This is a genomic window from Streptomyces sp. GQFP, assembly GCF_021545335.1.
In the GTDB taxonomy this organism is placed as follows: Bacteria; Actinomycetota; Actinomycetes; order Streptomycetales; family Streptomycetaceae; genus Streptomyces.
Genome location: NZ_CP089312.1, coordinates 2,862,693 through 2,879,685 on the forward strand (window position 1 = coordinate 2,862,693; position 16,993 = coordinate 2,879,685).

Below are 16,993 nucleotides of genomic sequence, written 5' to 3' on the forward strand. Positions count from 1 at the left end.
ATTGACGTGCAGAACCAGCGCACCCCTTACAGTGACACAACTCTAGACAGGATCCAGGCACCGCCTGTGTCGTATGCCTGTACGGGATAAACTACCCGATTTCTCCACATACATCCATGCAGGTGAGATATGCAAAGTCTCTCAGAGCTCAGTAGTGACGTAAGGCCATCAACGGGACCCTCTCGCTGGGGCTGTTCACACCGCTCTTCTCTTGCGCCTCCAGAGTGAGTCGCCATCCTCCTCATATGCCGCTACTGATTCCTCGGCTCGTCGATAGGACCGGTTCAGTTCCGGCAGCGCTTCCTGTCCGGCCAAGCTCCGGCACACGCCACAACGTGATCAACGAGGCCACCAAGGACCGCTGCTCGTCGGCTTCGGCGACAAGCATTTCAGGCTCGTACTCCCACAGATCGAGTCGACTGACGACCTCCTGAAGGCGGACACATAACTCCTTGTCGCGCATCGTTTCGACATCGCTGCGCACGGGACCAAGTGGGGATCGGCAACTGCCTGACCCCATGCCGCCTATGCCTCTGCCACCTCTTGTAACCCCTGCATGTCCAGGTTGGATTGCGTTGATTCGGGCACCGACCGCCCCGTCCGCCCCGCAGTCGAATGCGTGCCGAGATCCGCGCAGCCCTGGGAGCCGGGCAGCCCCGGAGTTCTCCGCACGGATCTGCCGTCGCGGCTTACTCTGGTCGACGGAACTCGGCAGCGTGGCGGAGGCCTGTGGGAGTGCAGCGAAGCACACGCGCGCCGCGTCGGTTGGCTGCCCCGCCACCGGGGCTGACTTTCGTCGGCCGAGGCCCATGAAAGTGCGGTTCTCGGCCAAAACACCATCGGGTGGAGGGCCTGCGATGAGCTTCGCGGCACGTGCGGCGTAGTGGGGGAACCGTGGCAGCACTGACCTGGGGCGTCGTGGGCATAGGAGCCCTCTTTGTCGTAGCCGCTGCATACTGGCGCCTCGTGGAGCAAGAACGGGTACGTCTGGGAGCAGATGCCCTCCGCTTCCGCTTCTTCAGAGTGTGGGTACCCCTTGTCATCGGTGTGGCAGCACTGGGCAAGCTGCCCCGAGCCCTGGACGCCTCGTTCCCGGTCGTGGTCATGTCCGACCTATTGAGCCTTGCGCCAGCCGTCATCGCGGTTGGGCTGGGAGTGGTGGCCCCCAGAAAACGAAGCTCGGGCGCCCGTACCACAACCGCACCAGATCCAACGGGGAACCACGGGGAACCACGGTGAAAGCAGCCCCGTCCGCAGAGGCAGCAGCCCAACCGTTCACCCAGGTCAGCGTCCCAACCAGCCCCAAAGTGCCACAGCTTCCCAAGCTGAGCGTGCAGACAGTCCCTGTCGAGCAAAAGGCATACGCCTTGGGTGGTCGCCTCCGCTGTCCCGGCCGGGACCGGCGCCCCAGCGCCGCAGCCCGGCCGGGACAGCGGAGGCGACCACCTTGCACGAGATGGTCAACGACATGCCGAAGCCCTATGCGCCGGTTGCCTTTGCGGAGGCAGCCGGCGCACAGGGCTGGAGCCCGGTCCGCTGCGGGAGGGGAGCCTCTGTACGTTGTCCGCAGCGGACCGGAGTTGTGGGCGGCGGATGTCAGGCCGCTGGGGTGTCCAGGTGTCCGTGTTCCTCTGGCGCCGGGGCCGCGCCGTCAGCCATCTCCGCGGCCAATCCCGAGGCGATCAACTCAGCCAGCAATACCGCCGCCTCCGGTCGGATCGAGCCGAGGCGCACCAGGCCGTCGCCGAACACGTTCATGTCGGCGCTGAGGCCGGGGAAGTCCGATTCCAGGCCGAGCGCGGACAGTTGTCCCGCCAGCGCTTCGGCCCCGCGCCGCGCGCGAACCCAGCCACGTACGTACGGCACGTCGGGCGCCAGGTTCTCGGCCCTCTTCGCTATCACTCCTCGCCGGTCCGTCACGTCTTCCCACCTCTCAGCTCTCGTGTAGGTCGCTCGGTCCGCTGCACACGCCGTTCGGTCCCGGGTGGCATGACAGTGCGCGCTTGAGCAGTTCCGCCAGCCGCTCCGCCGTTTCCGGTGACACGCGCCCGAGTTCGATCAGCCCATGACCGAAGGCGTTCAAGTCCGCCCGCAGGTACGGGAATTCCTTCTCCAGGCCCGCCGCGGTCAGCACGTCGCGCAGCGCGGTCGTGGCGCCTCGTGCGGCGTACCATCCCTCACTTTCCAGGGGCGACCAGTGGGCAACGTCGTGGCGTTCTTCGCCCTCACCGTTCATTGGCGGTCGCCCCCTCCAGTTCCTCCGCCGCGGCCGCCGCCGGGTTCGGGTACTGCTCGCCGTAGTGGTCAACCCGTTCCAGCAAATCAGCAGCGGCCACGAGCATGAACGCCAAGGCGACCGGACGCAGTGGGTTGGCCTCCGGGCGACGCACCGGGGCGCGGAGCCACTGGCAGCGGTCGCCCGTCATGGGCATCGGGCCGGGTACGACGACGAACGCGCCCTGACTCAGGTACTTGTACGGGGGCGGGTTGTCGCTGGCCCTGTCCAGGAAGCGGATGAAGCAGTCCCGCAACTGGGAATTGAGGAAGAAGCCAACCCGCCGGGCCGCGTGGTCCACCATGACCGGGCCGAGCGGCATGTCCCGGCGTACGAGTTGGTCGAAGGTCTCCAGGCCGGTGCGGTAGTCGATCGTCACCACGTCGAAAAGACGCCCCGTCGGCAGCAGGCAGGGTGCGCGAGGGTCGTCCGCCCAGTGTGCCCTGCACATCTCCGGGTCGTCAGCAGCAGCGGACAGCCATTCGACGCCTCGCCTCGTCATCCTCTGCACGTCATCTCACCTCAGTCTGGCCGCGCCGACAGCCTTTCTGCCGCCGCGGTTCCAGACTCGACCCATGGCCCCTGACCTGGGCAGATGACGATTGGTGACAGGGGATGACGTCGCCGGAATGTACGCGTCATCCCCCGTCACCTCACAGTCGCCAGAATGGAATTCGACTACAGCGCGTACCCGACGACCACCGACGCGTACATTCATCTGTGGGACTGCCTTGCCGCACGGCACACGAGTGGGAAGGAAGGGGCACGTTTCCGATGCAGTCGATCGGTGTCCGCTTACGCGAAGCCCGTATCGCCCGGGGCTGGAGTCAGCCCCGCCTCGTACGGGAGTTGCGTCAGATAGCCGCCCGACGTGGGCACCAGCTCCCGGCGGACGCCAGCGTGAAGCGGCGCATCGCGAGTTGGGAGAACGGCCACAGCGTTCCGGACGAGTTCTACGGGCCACTTCTCGCCGAGGCCTTCGGTACCGGTGCCGCAGAACTGGGGCTGAGCCGTTCCGGCGGGGAGGACTTGACCTTGCTGGAGGCCGGCTATCCGGCCAGTCCTGATGCCGCGATCGAGACCGTCGGGAGGCTGTGGCGTGCCGATCTCAACGGTTACGAGCCGTTGTTCGAGGTCGAGCCATCGGAACCCGCTTGGAACGAGGCATCCTTACGGTGGCTTGTCGCCCCCGAGCCCTCCTTCCCAGCCGTACGACGTGATGACGGCCCACACGTCGGTCTCGGCGATGTGGCGACGATCAAGACGACAGCCGACGTGTTCGCGCAGCTCGATGACCGATTCGGAGGGGATCACGCACGGCTCGCCGTGATCCAGTACCTCAGCCGCGATGTCACCCCGTTGCTGAACGGCCAGTACACGGAGGCCGTTGGACGCGCCTTGTTCTCCACTGTCGCTGAGGCAACACTCCTCGCCGGGTGGATGTCGTACGACACCTGCCATCACGGTCTCGCACAGCGGTACTTCCTCCAGGCCCTCCGGCTCGCCCAGGACGCCAACGATCGCCGTCTCGCCGGGAGCGTCCTGTCCGCCATGAGTCACCAGGCCACGTTTCTCGGCCGCTACACGGAAGGCGCCACGCTCGCCCGAGCGGCGCTCATGGGCATCTCGCAGGTGGCCACACCGACCCTGCGCGCGCAGTTCCGTGCCATGGAGGCCCGCGCTCTGGCCCGTACCGGAGACACCCGCGCGTGCGAACTCGCACTCGCAGCGGCGACACAGGCTCTGGAGAGCCGGAACAGCGACGACGAGCCCGAGTGGATCAGCTACTTCGACGAGGCGGAACTAGGGCGTGTTTCAGAAGTGGATCTTGATGTGTCAAGATCCACTTCATGGGGAGGCACGATCTGACGCATGCGCAGTGGGCGAAGCTAGAGCCCCTGCTTCCCGCTGGGAAGAAGTCCGGACGGCCACCGGTGCACACCAAGCGACAGCTGATAGACGGCATACGCTGGCGCACCCGCGCTGGTGCTCCGTGGCGGGACGTGCCCGAGCGGTACGGCCCATGGGAGACGGTGTACGGACTGTTTCGGCGTTGGCAGCGGGACGGCACCTGGCACCGCATCTTCGAGCAGCTGCAGGCCCGGGCCGAGGCCGAGGGGCTGATCACCTGGGACGTCTCGGTGGACTCGACCATCGCCCGCGCCCACCAGCATGCGGCGGGTGCCCGCAAAAAGGGGATCTGCAAGTCGAGCCGCCAGGTGGTGTGTTCACCGAGCCTGACGACCACGGGCTCGGACGCTCCCGGGGCGGGCTGACGACCAAGCTCCACCTGGCGGTCGAGCAGGCCCAGAAGCCGATGTCGCTGGTGATCACGGCCGGGCAGCGCGGTGACTCCCCACAGTTCCAGGTGGTCCTGGGCCGTATCAGGGTGCCCCGGCTCGGGCCGGGCCGCCCGCGCACCCGACCGGACAAGGTTCGTGCCGACAAGGCGTACGGCTCCCGCGCGAACCGCGCCTACCTGCGCAGGCGCGGTATCCGCTGCACGATCCCGGAGAAACGGGACCAGATCGCCCACCGCAAGAAGCGCGGATCCCACGGCGGCCGGCCACCGAAGTTCGACGCGGCCGACTACAAAGAGCGCCACGCGGTGGAGTGCGGGATCAATCGCCTCAAGCGCCACCGTGCGGTGGCGACGAGGTACGACAAGCTCGCCGTCCGCTACGAGGCGACCGTGCTGGTCGCAGCCATCAACGAGTGGCTGTGACCAGCACTTTCGAAACACGCCCTAGCCGCCGAAGCCGCCCACTGCTTCCGTGACGTCAACAGCGCCCGCCAATCCGTCACGCACGCGTCGAACGCCATGAGCGGCCACCATGTCCGGAGTGATTTCTTCGCAACGATGGTTCTCGCCGACGCTCACCTACGCGCGGGTGACCTGGAAGAAGCCTGCCTCGTGGCGCTTGACGCGCTGGATCTCGGCGAACAGCTCAAGTCGGCGCGTTGCGTTAGCTACCTCGCGGAGTTCCGCCAACACCTCTCACGTGCCGGAGACAGCGGCGTCGTACGGGATTTCCAGGATCAAGCCAGCGAACACCGATTGTGGGTCGCTGCCAGCTCACGCGACATACGCTGACGCAGCGTCAGAATGGTGCCCAGTCCTTGCGACCGATACCGGTACGCAACGACCGCACACGCCGCTTGAACTCCGTCGCGGATTTCTCACTCGTGCCGACCTGGTGCCCGAGCCAGACGACCATCATCAACTCGCGCAGATCAGCCAGCACTTCGTAACCCGGCCAGTTCAGCAGGTCGAAGCCGTACTGGTGGACGAACTCCTCGTACTGCGCCCGCGGGTGCCAGCCGTACCGCTCGTAGAACATGGCAGTCAGGATCAGGTCCCACTCACGCGGGGCCAGCGCGAAGCCGTCGAGGTCGATCAGAACGGCGTGACCGTCCCGGTGACGGAGCACGTTGCCTATGTTCGCGTCCCCGTGGATCATGCCGAAGGGAAGCACGAAGTCGAGCCGGTCATAGTCCTTGTTGAGCTTCCCGGCTCGTTCCTCCAGGAACGTGCGGTCTTCCTCCGTGACGCCGTCCATCTGCCCCAGCGATGCCCAGAGCTTCGCGAAGGGATCGAAGTACGGAAGCCTCAGGGACTCAGGCTCTTCGAGCCAGTGCAGCCGACGGAGCAGGTCGGCCAGCTCCCCCACCGTCGCGTACTCCTCGTGCTCCTGCACGCTCTCCCAGAACGTCACGACCCTGCCGCCGATCACCAGCGGTTGCGTGACTCCGGCCGGCACTCGCGTGGCCGGGAGGTCTTCCGCCTCCAGCCAGCGCGCGACCCGCACGGCCCGTTCCATCTCCTCCAGGGCATCAGGGTCACGAGCAACGCGGACGATGACCGGCGACGCCGATAAGCGGTACACGGCGTTGGAGCCGAGCCTCAGCAACTCGGCGCCGTCCGGGTCCAGTCCGGCCGTCCTGCATGCGTCGCGCAGGACAGCCCCAAGGCTCTCCGCCGTGAACTCCGTGCCGCCGTCCTGGTCTCCGCCGCTGCCCGAGATCATGTCTTCGACCATACGGCGCCGTCCCTCCGCTCGACAGGCCGCCCACGTAATAGGGACGTAATGACCTTGCTCAGCCGGGGCTGCTCCTGCCACTCCCCCACAGGTCAGAGCATCAAAAGAGTCACGGCCTCACCTGGGCTCCGGAGCCGTGTGCGCAGGTTCGAATCCTGCCGGGGGCACTCCGGGAAAAACTCCTGACCTGCAGAAATACAGGTCGGGAGTTTTTGCGTTCACGTCAAAACGCACACAGTCTTTTAACCGTTGCTCTTTTCGAGCGACGCAACCGAGTCCGCGCTCTCCTTCGGGTGCGTTTCCGCACCTCAAACGCCATTTACCAAAGGCACGTTGGCCCTACATGCCGCCAAATACCGACCGTGCCGCGTGCCTCGGCCACTGACGCCACTTCCGCTCGAAAACCCCGTGTGACCTGCCTGAATGTGCCGAAGAGCACACAGAAACACAAACGGTCTGGTGGGTCGTTGCACCTTCAGCTCCGAGGGCTGTCGATCGTCGTCCGACACAGGCAAATGGCCTGGGCGCGGCGACGTGAACCCGGGGACGAGGTGATCTCGGCGGTGGCGAAATGTCCGACCAGGGCTCCGACCAGGGCTCCGCGCAGGGCGCGGTGCAGGCCGAAGAGGGACATCAGGTTCACGGTGGCGAGGGCTTCGGGGCCGGTCGCGTCGAGATAGCGGCCGTAGGCGGTGTCCGGGTCGAGGTCGGTCATGAGATCGGCGAACAGGCGGGCGTGCACGCGGTCCGCGCGGCCTCCGCCGAACTCACGGCGTCGGTCGACGTGCTCGTCGTAGATGTGCTCGGCGGCCGGTCCGGCGCCGGTGCGTCGCATCCCGCCCGACGTCCAACACCACGGTCGCAGCCCGCACCTGTCCGGAGGCGGTGACAGCACGAACGCACGGCGATCGCCCGCGCCCGAGGACAGGCGACTGACGACGAGTCGAGCCGAGGGACGCGGTCGTGTCGAGTTTCGGCGTGCTCCGGGACGGCGGCACGATCACGCGCCAGTTCGCCGACGCCGCCTTCGGGTTGGGTGTTCATGCGCACTGTCGGCCCGAGCCTGTGCGACGTGTCGTGGCAGCCATGAATGAGGTTTGCAGCACGTCAACGGGGCTACGCATGAGTCATGCATGATGAGTTCCGTACGGCGAATCTGCTGGGGGCGGCCTCGCTGGCTCTCAGTGACGTGATCGTGTCCGGGGCGACTGGAGCGGCCGGCACCAGTTCGAGCGGGGCTGCCGCGCTGGTGGTGTTGTCCACGGATTCCGGCCTGAGCGTGACCGAGCTGGGGCGGCGGGTGGGACTGAGCCAGTCTGCGGCGGCCCGCATGGTCGAGGGCCTGGACAAACAGGGACTGGTACGCAGAGAGGCCACCTGGAGAGGGTGGGTCCGCCTCCAGCTCACCGATCGGGGCGTGCAGGCGGCACACGGCCTCCTCGCCTCCCGGGGCGACGTGCTGCGGCAGGTCCTGCAGCACCTCGACGACCACGAGCAGGAGCAGCTGGGCCAGTTGATGAGCAAGCTTCTGACGGGCCTCTACGGGCGGCCCGGGGACGCCGAACGCATCTGCCGGCTGTGCGACCGGAATGTCTGTGTCCGCGACGGTGCGGCCTGCCCGGTGGGCCAGGCGGACCGGGACCACCGAGTGAGCCACGAGCGTGACCATGGGTGAACTGCTCGCTCTGCTGTCCGCTCTGTGTTTCGGCGTCACGCACTTCGTCAACGGCCTGGTCGCGCGCAGACACAACGGGCTGACCGTGGCACTCCACGCCCAACTGGGCGGCACCGCACTGGGGTTGCTCCTGGCCCTGTTCCTCAACGCCGGATCCGCCACGCTCGCGGACTACGGGTGGGGGGCTCTGTCCGGGGTGGGTACAGGAGTGGGTGTGGCCTTCCTGTACCGGGCGATGTCGCAGGGGGCGATGAGCGTGGTCGTCCCGGTCAGCGATGTCGGGGCCGTGGCTCTTCCGGTCCTGGTCGGGGTGTGTTTCCTCGGGGAACGCCCGGCGCTTCCCGCGTGGGTGGGGATCGCCGCTGTCCTTCCGGCGCTGTGGCTGGTCTCGCAGAGTTCGCCGGGTCCCGACGACAAGCAGCACGGGGCGGTGTCGGTGGGGGTGCCCAGTGCCCTGATCGCCGGCGTGGGGTTCGGCGTGCAGTTTTTGGCCATGGCACAGGTGGGCAGGGACAGCGGCTTGTGGCCGGTGGTGTTGAGCCGGGTGGTCTCCGTCGCGGTCATCGCCGTGGTCCTGGGATCCTACGGCGCCGGCTGGAGGCTGACGGGACGGTCATGGGCGGCCACGGTGGCGGCCGGTGCCCTGGGCACCCTCGCGATCGTGCTGTACCTGGAGGCCACCAGGCAGCAGCTCATAGCCATCGCCACCGTGCTCTCCGCCCTCTACCCCGCCATTCCCGTCCTCCTCGCCCTAATGCTCCTGAAGGAGCGCCTGAACCGCCGTCAGACCGCCGGCCTGGTCTGTGCGGCGCTCGCCGTCGGGCTCATCGCGCTGCGCTGAACCCGCCGGCCCTCTTTCACCAGGGGCCGGCGGATGCGTCTACGACCCGAGGTAGGTCATGACGTGCTTGATGCGGGTGTAGTCCTCCAGGCTGTACGACGAGAGGTCCTTGCCGTAGCCGGAGTGCTTGAACCCGCCGTGCGGCATCTCAGCGGCGACAGGGATGTGACAGTTGATCCAGACACAGCCCGCGTCGATCCTCCGGGCCATGGTCATCGCGCGTTGGTGATCCCGCGTCCAGACCGAGGAGGCGAGACCGTAGCGCACACCGTTGGCGAGGCGGAGGGCTTCTTCGTCGCCGCTCGACGGCTGGACGGTGATGACCGGACCGAAGATCTCCTCCTGGATGGCCCGGTCCTCCTGTCGCAGGCCCGTCACCACGGTCGGCTGATGGAAGTAGCCCCGATCCGGCAGGCTCCCGTCCCCTGTGATCACCTGGGCGTGCGCGGGGAGGTCCCGGAGGTGTTTCTGGACCCTGGAGAGCTGCGCGGCACTGTTCAGTGGGCCGAAGAAGACGGTCGGGTCGTCGGGGGGACCGGTGGTGAGACCTTTGGCTTCCCGTGTGAGCGCTGCCACGAACTCGTCGTGCACGGACTGGTCCACGATGACGCGGCAGGCCGACGCGCAGTCCTGTCCGGCGTTGAAGAGGGCCGCCTGGGCGATGCCCTGGGCCGCCTGGTCCAGATCGGCGTCGGCGGCGACCACGACCGGTGCTTTGCCGCCCAGCTCCAGGTGCAGGCGTTTGACATCTGCGGCAGCGGTCCCGGCGACCTCGGTCCCGGCGCGGACGCTTCCGGTGACCGACACCATGGCCGGCACAGGATGCCGGACGAGTCGGCGCCCTGTCTCCCGGGAGCCGCAGATGACGTTGAACACGCCGTCGGGCAGGAACTCGGCGGCCAGTTCAGCGAGCATCAACGTCGTCAGAGGTGTGGTGTCGGATGGCTTCAGTACCACTGTGTTGCCCGCCGCCACGGCGGGAGCGAACTTCCACACGGCCATCATCATATCAGGGAGCAATGCTCAAGACCTGTGGATCGGCCTCGGGTTGGCGCGCGAAGGGCGTACCTTCCCGAGTGATTGATTGAAGGTCACCGAGTAGGCCGACGCTGCGAACGTCGGTCGGGAAGGCACGCCCGTGCTCAGCGTAGTCAACGCCGATGGCACCACCCCGAATGGCTCCCTGATTGACGAGATCGTCCGCGAAGGTGCACGGCGCATGCTGGCCGCCGCGCTGGAGGCCGAAGTCGACACCTACATAGCCGAATTGGCGGACGAGAGAGACGAGTCGGGCCGGCGTCTGGTCGTACGTAACGGCCACCATCAACCCAGGAAGGTCACCACGGCGGCCGGGACGGTGGAGGTCAATGTCCCGCGCGTGAACGACATGCGCGTCGACGAGCAGTCGGGCGAGCGCAAGCGGTTCTCCTCGGCGATCCTGCCGCCCTGGTGCCGCAAGTCCCCGAAGATCAGCGAGGTGCTGCCGCTGCTCTACCTCCATGGCCTGTCCACCGGCGACTTCGTGCCCGCGCTCGAACAGTTCCTGGGTTCCTCGGCCGGCCTCTCGCCCGCAACGGTGACGCGGCTGACCACCCAGTGGCAGACCGACCACACTGCCTTCCAGGACCGTGATCTGTCCGCCACTGACTACGTCTACGCCTGGGCCGACGGCGTGCACCTGCGGATCCGCCTGGAGGAGGCGAAGGCCGCCGTTCTGGTGCTGATGGGAGTGCGGGCGGACGGCACGAAGGAGCTGATCGCGATGACGGACGGCTACCGCGAGTCGTCCGAGGCATGGGCGGGGCTGCTGCGGGACTGCGCCCGCCGGGGCATGCGGGCCCCGGTCCTGGCCGTCGGCGACGGGGCGCTGGGCTTCTGGAACGCGTTGAACGAGGTCTTCCCCGACACTCGTCATCAGCGGTGCTGGGTGCACAAGACCGCCAACGTTCTGGACGCGCTGCCGAAGTCGGCCCAGCCCGCGGCCAAGCGCGCGGTCCAGGAGATCTACAACGCCGAGGACAAGGAGCATGCGGCCAAGGCCGTCCGCGACTTCGAGCGGGCCTACCAGGCGAAATATCCCAAGGTCGTCAAGCGGATCACGGACGACGAGGACGAGCTGCTGGCGTTCTTCGACTTTCCCGCGGAGCACTGGATCCATCTGCGGACCACCAACCCGATCGAGTCGACCTTCGCCACCGTGCGGCTCCGGACCAAGGTCACCAAGGGCGCCGGCAGCCGCGCCGCGGCCCTGGCCATGGTCTTCAAGCTGATCGAGTCCGCGCAGGCTCGGTGGCGGGCCGTGAACGCGCCCCACCTCGTCGCCCTCGTCCGGGCCGGAGCCCGCTTCGAACGCGGCCACCTCGTCGAACGACCCGAGCCTCACGCGGCCTGAACAACCTCAACTGATCCACAGATATTGACAATTACTCCTTCGCCAATCGGGCGATCACACTGCCCAATTCGAACTACATGGTGGAGTCCATGCACTGAAGCCGAATATCGAACACAGGGCTCTCACGTGTGGAAGCACCGGTCCGGAGAACGGCTCCCAGAACGGGAGCGTCAACCCAGCACCTACCCCTCGGAACTCCCTCCGCCGGGCCCTCCTGTCCTCGATCCGGATACGGCGGTTACATCCATCCGCCTCGACGGCGTGCTGCACGAGCTCACACCGTTTCGGCGTCAAGGAGGACGTCACCGGCCTGATCTTCCATAGCGAGCAGGCCCGACAGCAACAGAATCAGGGCGGGACCGGCGCCGCCTCACTGGCCAGGTACAACCGACGGCGGCGCTCATCGAGGTGCGGCAGGATCTGATCGAACTTGGCCCACAGAGCACGAGCGGCAACACGGCCTGACAGACACGGGGTCATATCTCAGACTCCCACCAACACCCCTCTGCCGAGCACTTATTGAAATACGGGCCCCGGAAGTGCCGGAGTACTGCCTTTGGACTCCGGCGGATGTAGTGCCCTTCTTCAGGAACCCGGTGTCGTCGATGATCAGTACACCGTCGGGGCGGCCGAGGTGTTCGGCGACGTAGGTCTGCAGGTCGTCGCGGATGTCGTCGGGGTTCCAGCGGGCTCGGGAGAGCAGGTGCTGCAGGCCGTCGGGGGTTAAGTGGCCGGCGTGTTCGGCGAGCTGCCAGCTGTTTTTGCGGGCTACCGGGGCGAGCAGTGCGCGCACGTAGTCCCGCATGCGGCGGCGTGGTTCGACACGGCCGAAGTGGCGCCCGATGGTGGTGAAGAGGTGGTCCAGGTCGCGGTCCCAGGTCTCAGCTGCCTGTTCGGTGATCACGACCCGAGGCTTCCCAGGCCCGGGGCGGCCTTGCCATCGGGGGCACTCCTTCGAGGGGCGTGCGGACAGAAGCCGTCCGTGACGACTTCCCGCCCGCTACACTCCGACCGCTCGACGTTTCCCCAGGTCAAGCCACGAAGTACTGCTGGAGTACTAGCAGGAAGCCCGGTGCGGCAGGAGTGGCCGTCCCGGACGTCGCGATGCAACTCGTCAATGCCGCCGTTGCCGTCCTGCTGCGGGAAGTACGAGTCTCTATCCCGCTTCTGGCGGGCGTCGGGGCCCTCTCGCCCACTGCGGGTCCTGGCCGGCAACGTCCGGCCAACGTCAGCCCGAGGAGGGCCGGGACGTGCCCGGTACGGGTGAGCAAGCCTGACGCCTACGGCACTGCTGGGGACGCTCGACGCGGGTCGGCTTTATTCGGTTGCCGCTTCCCGTGGCCGTGCCTCAGCATGGGCGGACCACCGGGAACTGGCCGGTGCTCCACGAGAGGAGGCGTGACCGTGATCACGACTGTCCTTGGTCTGCCCGTAGACCGCCTCCCTCGTACCCCATGGAGCACCTCCAGCGATGTCTCACGACAATCTCTCGCAGCATCCTCAACACCCGGTATTTCCTGACGACTTCAGCACCGACGCCTACCGTCATCGCGTCCCCCCGCCGGACGGGCTTGGTGACGTCGACGAACGGTTCGTCTTCGACTTCCGTCCCTATGACGATCTCGGGGACGGCCAGCGCTGGTCGACCTGGCTCAGTGTCGAGCCCCTCTGCCGGGGCCCCGAGCCGCTCCCGGACTGGGTGGTGACCTCGCAGGGGGCGATCGACACCGAGCTCGGTGTCCTCAAGACCGGCAAGGAGGCCGACGTTCACCTCGTCGAGCGCGTCGATCCGCGCGACCCCGACGCCGGTGTGGTCATGGCGGCCAAGCGGTACCGCTCTCCTGAGCACCGGTCCTTCCATCGCTCCGCGTCCTACACCGAGGGCCGCTCGATGAAGCGGTCACGTGACGAGCGGGCCGTCAAGCGGAAGAGCACCTTCGGCCGGCAGGTCGCGGCCGGTGAGTGGGCGGTGTCCGAGTGGGGTGCGCTGGTGCGGTTCTGGGAGCTTGGGCTGCCGGTTCCCTACCCGGTCCAGATCGACGGCACCGAGATCCTGATGGAGTGGATCACCGTCGTCGACGAGGAGGGCTCCGTCCAGACCGCACCCCGGCTCGCCCAGACCCGGCCCTCGCCCGAGCTGTTGGTGGCTTACTTCGAGCAGCTCACCGATGCGCTCGCGACGATGGTCCAGAACGGCGTCGTGCACGGCGACCTCTCGGCGTACAACATCCTGGCCGCGGGCGAGCGGCTGGTCGTCATCGACCTGCCGCAGATCGTCGACCTGGTCGGCAACCTCAACGGGATGACCTTCCTCCAGCGCGACTGCGCCAACATCTGCGGCTGGTTCCGCTCACGCGGCCTCGATGTCGACGAACACGCGCTGTTCGCGGAGTTGATGGCACACGCCTTCTAACCGGTAACCGGCTTCACTCCGACGGGGTGGCGAAGTGGTCCGTGCCCAGGACTGTCAGCAGGGCGAGTTTTTCTTGGCTTTCTGTGCCTGGGGTCGCCGTGAATATGAGGAGGGACTGGCCCTGGTCCGGGTCCGGTAGGAGTTGGCAGTAGAGGGCCGGTTCGCCTGCCTGGGGGTGGATGAAGCGTTTCGTTTCGCTCCAGCGGCGGCCCACCTCGTGGCGCTCCCGCAAGCGGGCGAACTCCTCGCTGGTGCGTCGGAGGAGGTCCGCCAGGTTTGATGCCGGCCCGCGAGCAGGAACAGGTGGTCGCGGGCTGGTCGGGGGTCAGGCGTAGGCCGCGGGCGATCGCCGCGATCGTCTGCTCCGACGGTTGCGGGCCGTCGCCTCGCCGCATTCCAGGCGGGTGAAGTAGTCGGCGGACATGGTGCACAGTTCCGCTACGCGCCGATGGGCATGGCCTCCGTCCAGGAGTGAGCGCCGGTACCCCACCGAAGTACAGTCGGCCCGAACCCGGATCAGGTCTGCTGCTCGAACTGGAGGCCGTCGTACCGTCGGGCGGCTATGTCCTCCCGGGTGCCCACGATCAGGTTCATGGTGCATACGTCGTAGTCGATCGCCTGCCCGGCCAGTTGCGCGAAGAGTACGAGTTCGCCCTCGTCCGGGGCCATGTCCCACGGGTCGGAGTATCCGCCGATCTGTACGCAGACGCCGGGGTGTTGTCCGCCGTAGGCCAGGTCGAGTACGGCTTCCTCGAATCGCTCCAGCGTCTCCCCGGCTCCCTCACCCTCCCCGTCGTCGCCCTCCAGGAACGCCTCGGTCTCCGGGCCCCCTTCCCAGTCACCGTCGAGGCTCAGTCCCGGCACGGCGTACAGGGCGCGTGGTTCGTAGACCGTGGTCTGCATGGGCTCGCCCTCCCATTCGTACGTCGCGGCGCGCTCCGTCGTGTGTGCTCCGGCGGGGACATGGAGCACCGCGGCCGAGTCGGGCTCGTACGAGATCTCCGAGAAGATCAACAGGTGGCCGTCAGTGGGCAGTTCGATGTCCAGGACGTCCTGGGGCAAGGCCGCGCAGTCGACACTCAGGACGAGCGGCGATCGCCCTTCGGGCCAGTCCACCCCGTCCGGCAGTGCGGGGAGCCCGCCTGTTCGTGCGGCGGGGCGGGCGTTCTCCTGCCGGGACGCGGGCAGTTCCCGGTGCTCCACCAGGTAGACGCACGGCCGGGTCTGGGCCAGCAACTCCCGTGCGACGGGGCCGGGAACGCCGTACTCGGCCGCCGTCTTGAGAAGGAGTGCTTCGTCGATCGATGTCATGCCCCGGATCGTGCCATGGGCCACTGACAACGCGTCATGCGGCAACGTGTCACGCGAGAACGTGTCATGCGGCAATGGGTCATGGGGGAATGTGTCATGGGGGAATGTGCCATGCGGTTCGCCAACAGCCCTGCCGCGTCAGTCCGTTCGGGACTTGTGCAGCATCTGGGCCACCAGCAGGGCGCCGCCGGCCGCCGCCCCTACCGCTCCCGCGGTCAGGAAGCCCCGGTTGGCACGCCAGGACAGTACCGACCACCGCGACTGTGCGGAGAACAGCGAACCCATGCTCAGCCACGACCCGGTCGAGATCAGCGACAGGGAGGAACCGATCGAGCCGACGGACAGCGCGCTTCCGATCGAGCCGATCGACAGGGCCGAACCGACCGACCCCACGGACAGCACCGACCCCACCGAGCCGATCGACAACACGGAGTCCTGTGACCACAGCGACAGCACCGAGCCAGAACCAGAGGTGGCGCATCCATCGCCAGAGGTGGCACATCCATCCGACCGTGCGGGCAGTTTTGTCATGGGCTCATCTTGCCGCTGGTCGCCGCTGTCCCGCCCGGTTTCGGAGTCAGGTCGTACCGAGCGTCACCTCCATCCGGGCGAAACCGCGTGTCACCAGCTGGTCCCGGTAGGTCGGCGGGGCCGCCAGCGACAGGTGGGGGAAGCGGCTCAGGAGGACGGGTACCGCTGTCTCCACCTGCATTCTGGCCCCTCAAACGGCCCCCCATCACCCCGTCACCCCCGGCCTCTCCGCCCCCGCGTGGCCCGCCCCGCCCGCCCCTCCCCCGGCGCCCGTACCGACTGTCGGATCACCAACTGCGTCCCCAGGATCACGTGATCGCCCCCGGCCGTCCGCCGTTCCCCGTCCAGCGCCAGCCGTACCGCGGTGCGCCCCAGGTCTTCGTAAGGCACCCGGAGCGTGGTCAGTGACGTCGACAGGTCGGCCGCGAAGGGCACGTCGTCGAAGCCCATGATCGAGATGTCCCCGGGGACGTCGAGCCCCGACTCGCGCAGTGCCGCCAGTACGCCGGTGGCCACCATGTCCGTGCCCGCGAAGACCGCCGTGAACTCCAGGCCCGCCTTCAGCGCGTCCCGCATCCGGTCGTACCCCGAGGCGCGGGTGTACGTCCCCGGGATGTCCAACTCCTCGGCGTACGGCACCCCGTGGGCGCGCAACGCCTGGAGGTAGCCCGCCCGGCGCTGTTCGGCCGTGCTCATCGCGGGGTCGCCGCCCAGGTAGAGGATGCGCTGGTGGCCCGCGCTGAGCAGGTGGTCGCCCGCCTGGAAGGCGCCGCCCCTGTTGTCGTACTCCACCACTGTCACCGGCAGGTCGCCGGGCAGCGGCGGGCGTCCGCACAGCACCAGGCGGGAACCGACCGCGTCCAGCGCCCTGGCGTACTCGGCCATGCGTGCGTGGTACGCCTCGTCCAGGATCGCGCCGCCCACGAGGATCACCGCCGCCGCGTGCTGCTCCCGCATCAGCTGGACCAGGTCGTGCTCGCGGTTCTGGTCGCCGTGGGTCGTGCAGACGAGGCTCAGCCGGCCCCGGGCGGCGGCCTCCTGCTCGACTCCGGAGGCGACATCGGCGAACGACGGGCCGATGATCTGGTCCATGACGAGGGCGACCGGGCCTGCGACCCCGCCGGACAGTGCCTTGGCGTGGACGTTCACCACGTAGTGCAGGGACTCGACGGCCGCCATCACGCGGGCCCGGGTGGCGACGGAGACGGGGTGGCTGCCGGCCAGGGCCCTGGAAACGGTTGCCACCGAGACGCCCGCCTTGGCCGCGACATCGCGGATCGTGCTGGGCCGGTCGCCGTCGGCCCCGTTCCGTCTGCGCTTGCCCGATGTGGCGCGAGGGCCCGATTTCCGGGCTTCGGTTCCGTTCTCCGTCACGTTCCGACGTTACTGCATCGCCGGTGTGCCGACCGGTGGCTGTGCAGCAACTCCCTCCCCTCCTGATGGAAACGATTACACCCCGCACCGCTCACACCGCTCACACCGCTCACACCGCTCACACCGCTCACGCCGCTCACG

16 protein-coding genes, 1 tRNA gene and 4 pseudogenes are annotated in these 16,993 nt (G+C 67.6%); 8 read left to right on the plus strand and 13 right to left on the minus strand.

What is annotated here, in order from left to right:
• Positions 1-241: 241 nt before the first annotated feature.
• The 4 genes from LUX31_RS12400 to LUX31_RS12415 all read right to left on the minus strand — a co-directional run bounded on the left by LUX31_RS12400 (position 242) and on the right by LUX31_RS12415 (position 2,777).
• The gene (locus LUX31_RS12400) at positions 242-484 is read right to left on the minus strand and encodes a hypothetical protein (RefSeq protein ID WP_235474835.1); all 243 of its coding nucleotides are present in this window, start codon (positions 482-484) and stop codon (positions 242-244) included.
• Positions 485-1,596: 1,112 nt separating this feature from the next.
• Positions 1,597-1,920 carry a hypothetical protein gene (locus LUX31_RS12405; protein ID WP_235474836.1) on the minus strand — a complete coding sequence of 108 codons (324 nt, stop codon included), beginning with the start codon at positions 1,918-1,920 and terminating at the stop codon, positions 1,597-1,599.
• 13 nt (positions 1,921-1,933) lie between these two features.
• Positions 1,934-2,236 carry a hypothetical protein gene (locus LUX31_RS12410; protein WP_235474837.1) on the minus strand — a complete coding sequence of 101 codons (303 nt, stop codon included), beginning with the start codon at positions 2,234-2,236 and terminating at the stop codon, positions 1,934-1,936.
• Positions 2,226-2,777, minus strand: coding sequence for a bifunctional DNA primase/polymerase (locus LUX31_RS12415; RefSeq protein ID WP_328285726.1), 552 nt, complete (start codon positions 2,775-2,777; stop codon positions 2,226-2,228). Before LUX31_RS12415 ends, LUX31_RS12410 begins: the two co-directional genes overlap by 11 nt.
• Positions 2,778-3,175: 398 nt before the next feature.
• Here LUX31_RS12415 and LUX31_RS12420 point away from each other — a divergent pair.
• From LUX31_RS12420 to LUX31_RS12430, 3 genes and pseudogenes are all read left to right on the plus strand, one after another.
• Positions 3,176-4,081 (plus strand): annotated as a pseudogene (locus tag LUX31_RS12420) (hypothetical protein); the annotation flags it as partial.
• 44 nt (positions 4,082-4,125) lie between these two features.
• Positions 4,126-5,000 (plus strand): IS5 family transposase gene (locus LUX31_RS12425; RefSeq protein ID WP_235474839.1). Its coding sequence is split into 2 segments (ribosomal slippage): positions 4,126-4,470 and positions 4,473-5,000, totalling 873 coding nucleotides; the frame shifts between segments, so codons are not numbered across the junction.
• Between the two features lie 21 nt (positions 5,001-5,021).
• Positions 5,022-5,369, plus strand: a pseudogene (locus LUX31_RS12430) (regulator); the annotation flags it as partial.
• A gap of 7 nt (positions 5,370-5,376) precedes the next feature.
• On the opposite strand, the gene LUX31_RS12435 reads toward LUX31_RS12430, so the two are convergent.
• On the minus strand, positions 5,377-6,303 hold the full coding sequence (locus tag LUX31_RS12435; protein ID WP_268828255.1) for a phosphotransferase family protein: 927 nt from the start codon (positions 6,301-6,303) through the stop codon (positions 5,377-5,379).
• A gap of 82 nt (positions 6,304-6,385) precedes the next feature.
• On the opposite strand from LUX31_RS12435, the gene LUX31_RS12440 reads away from it, so the two are divergent.
• A tRNA-OTHER gene (locus tag LUX31_RS12440) sits at positions 6,386-6,482 on the plus strand.
• Positions 6,483-6,829: 347 nt separating this feature from the next.
• On the opposite strand, the pseudogene LUX31_RS12445 reads toward LUX31_RS12440, so the two are convergent.
• A pseudogene (locus tag LUX31_RS12445) lies at positions 6,830-7,084 on the minus strand (iron-containing redox enzyme family protein); the annotation flags it as partial.
• Between the two features lie 360 nt (positions 7,085-7,444).
• Between LUX31_RS12445 and LUX31_RS12450 the strand changes: the two are divergent.
• Both LUX31_RS12450 and LUX31_RS12455 read left to right on the plus strand, forming a co-directional pair.
• Positions 7,445-7,990: a MarR family winged helix-turn-helix transcriptional regulator gene (locus tag LUX31_RS12450; RefSeq protein ID WP_235474841.1), complete on the plus strand. Its 546-nt coding sequence runs from the start codon at positions 7,445-7,447 to the stop codon at positions 7,988-7,990.
• Complete coding sequence (locus LUX31_RS12455; protein WP_235479896.1) at positions 7,983-8,831, plus strand: EamA family transporter; 849 nt, start codon at positions 7,983-7,985, stop codon at positions 8,829-8,831. The genes LUX31_RS12450 and LUX31_RS12455 overlap by 8 nt, the downstream gene beginning before the upstream one ends.
• A 39-nt stretch (positions 8,832-8,870) precedes the next feature.
• On the opposite strand, the pseudogene LUX31_RS12460 reads toward LUX31_RS12455, so the two are convergent.
• Positions 8,871-9,839: pseudogene (locus LUX31_RS12460) on the minus strand (aldehyde dehydrogenase family protein); the annotation flags it as partial.
• 130 nt (positions 9,840-9,969) lie between these two features.
• On the opposite strand from LUX31_RS12460, the gene LUX31_RS12465 reads away from it, so the two are divergent.
• On the plus strand, positions 9,970-11,223 hold the full coding sequence (locus LUX31_RS12465; RefSeq protein WP_235474842.1) for an IS256 family transposase: 1,254 nt from the start codon (positions 9,970-9,972) through the stop codon (positions 11,221-11,223).
• Between the two features lie 400 nt (positions 11,224-11,623).
• Here the strand turns inward: LUX31_RS12465 and LUX31_RS12470 are convergent, their stop codons facing one another.
• On the minus strand, positions 11,624-12,088 hold the full coding sequence (locus LUX31_RS12470) for a transposase (RefSeq protein WP_235479897.1): 465 nt from the start codon (positions 12,086-12,088) through the stop codon (positions 11,624-11,626).
• A 606-nt stretch (positions 12,089-12,694) separates the two neighbouring features.
• Here LUX31_RS12470 and LUX31_RS12475 point away from each other — a divergent pair.
• A complete protein-coding gene (locus LUX31_RS12475; protein ID WP_235474843.1) occupies positions 12,695-13,636 on the plus strand; it encodes a serine protein kinase RIO in 942 nt (313 codons plus the stop codon).
• A gap of 13 nt (positions 13,637-13,649) precedes the next feature.
• Here LUX31_RS12475 and LUX31_RS12480 read toward each other — a convergent pair whose 3' ends face one another.
• From LUX31_RS12480 to LUX31_RS12500, 5 genes are all read right to left on the minus strand, one after another.
• Entirely contained in the window at positions 13,650-13,910 is a 261-nt protein-coding gene (locus LUX31_RS12480; protein ID WP_268828256.1) for an MmyB family transcriptional regulator, read from the minus strand.
• Positions 13,911-14,152: 242 nt separating this feature from the next.
• A complete protein-coding gene (locus LUX31_RS12485) occupies positions 14,153-14,947 on the minus strand; it encodes a DUF1963 domain-containing protein (protein ID WP_235474845.1) in 795 nt (264 codons plus the stop codon).
• Positions 14,948-15,085: 138 nt separating this feature from the next.
• Complete coding sequence (locus LUX31_RS12490; protein WP_235474846.1) at positions 15,086-15,376, minus strand: hypothetical protein; 291 nt, start codon at positions 15,374-15,376, stop codon at positions 15,086-15,088.
• A gap of 148 nt (positions 15,377-15,524) precedes the next feature.
• The gene (locus LUX31_RS12495) at positions 15,525-15,659 is read right to left on the minus strand and encodes a cytochrome P450 (RefSeq protein WP_235474847.1); all 135 of its coding nucleotides are present in this window, start codon (positions 15,657-15,659) and stop codon (positions 15,525-15,527) included.
• A 32-nt stretch (positions 15,660-15,691) separates the two neighbouring features.
• The gene (locus LUX31_RS12500; protein WP_235474848.1) at positions 15,692-16,852 is read right to left on the minus strand and encodes a LacI family DNA-binding transcriptional regulator; all 1,161 of its coding nucleotides are present in this window, start codon (positions 16,850-16,852) and stop codon (positions 15,692-15,694) included.
• Positions 16,853-16,993 lie beyond the last annotated feature (141 nt).

Excerpts from the sequence above, each read along its gene's own strand:
- LUX31_RS12410 (WP_235474837.1), bottom strand. The coding sequence starts at position 2,236 with ATGAACGGTGAGGGCGAAGAACGCCACGACGTTGCCCACTGGTCGCCC.
- LUX31_RS12415 (WP_328285726.1), bottom strand. The coding sequence starts at position 2,777 with ATGACGAGGCGAGGCGTCGAATGGCTGTCCGCTGCTGCTGACGACCCG.
- LUX31_RS12435 (WP_268828255.1), bottom strand. The coding sequence starts at position 6,303 with ATGATCTCGGGCAGCGGCGGAGACCAGGACGGCGGCACGGAGTTCACG.
- LUX31_RS12450 (WP_235474841.1), top strand. The coding sequence starts at position 7,445 with ATGCATGATGAGTTCCGTACGGCGAATCTGCTGGGGGCGGCCTCGCTG.
- LUX31_RS12455 (WP_235479896.1), top strand. The coding sequence starts at position 7,983 with ATGGGTGAACTGCTCGCTCTGCTGTCCGCTCTGTGTTTCGGCGTCACG.
- LUX31_RS12475 (WP_235474843.1), top strand. The coding sequence starts at position 12,695 with ATGTCTCACGACAATCTCTCGCAGCATCCTCAACACCCGGTATTTCCT.
- LUX31_RS12485 (WP_235474845.1), bottom strand. The coding sequence starts at position 14,947 with ATGACATCGATCGACGAAGCACTCCTTCTCAAGACGGCGGCCGAGTAC.
- LUX31_RS12495 (WP_235474847.1), bottom strand. The coding sequence starts at position 15,659 with ATGCAGGTGGAGACAGCGGTACCCGTCCTCCTGAGCCGCTTCCCCCAC.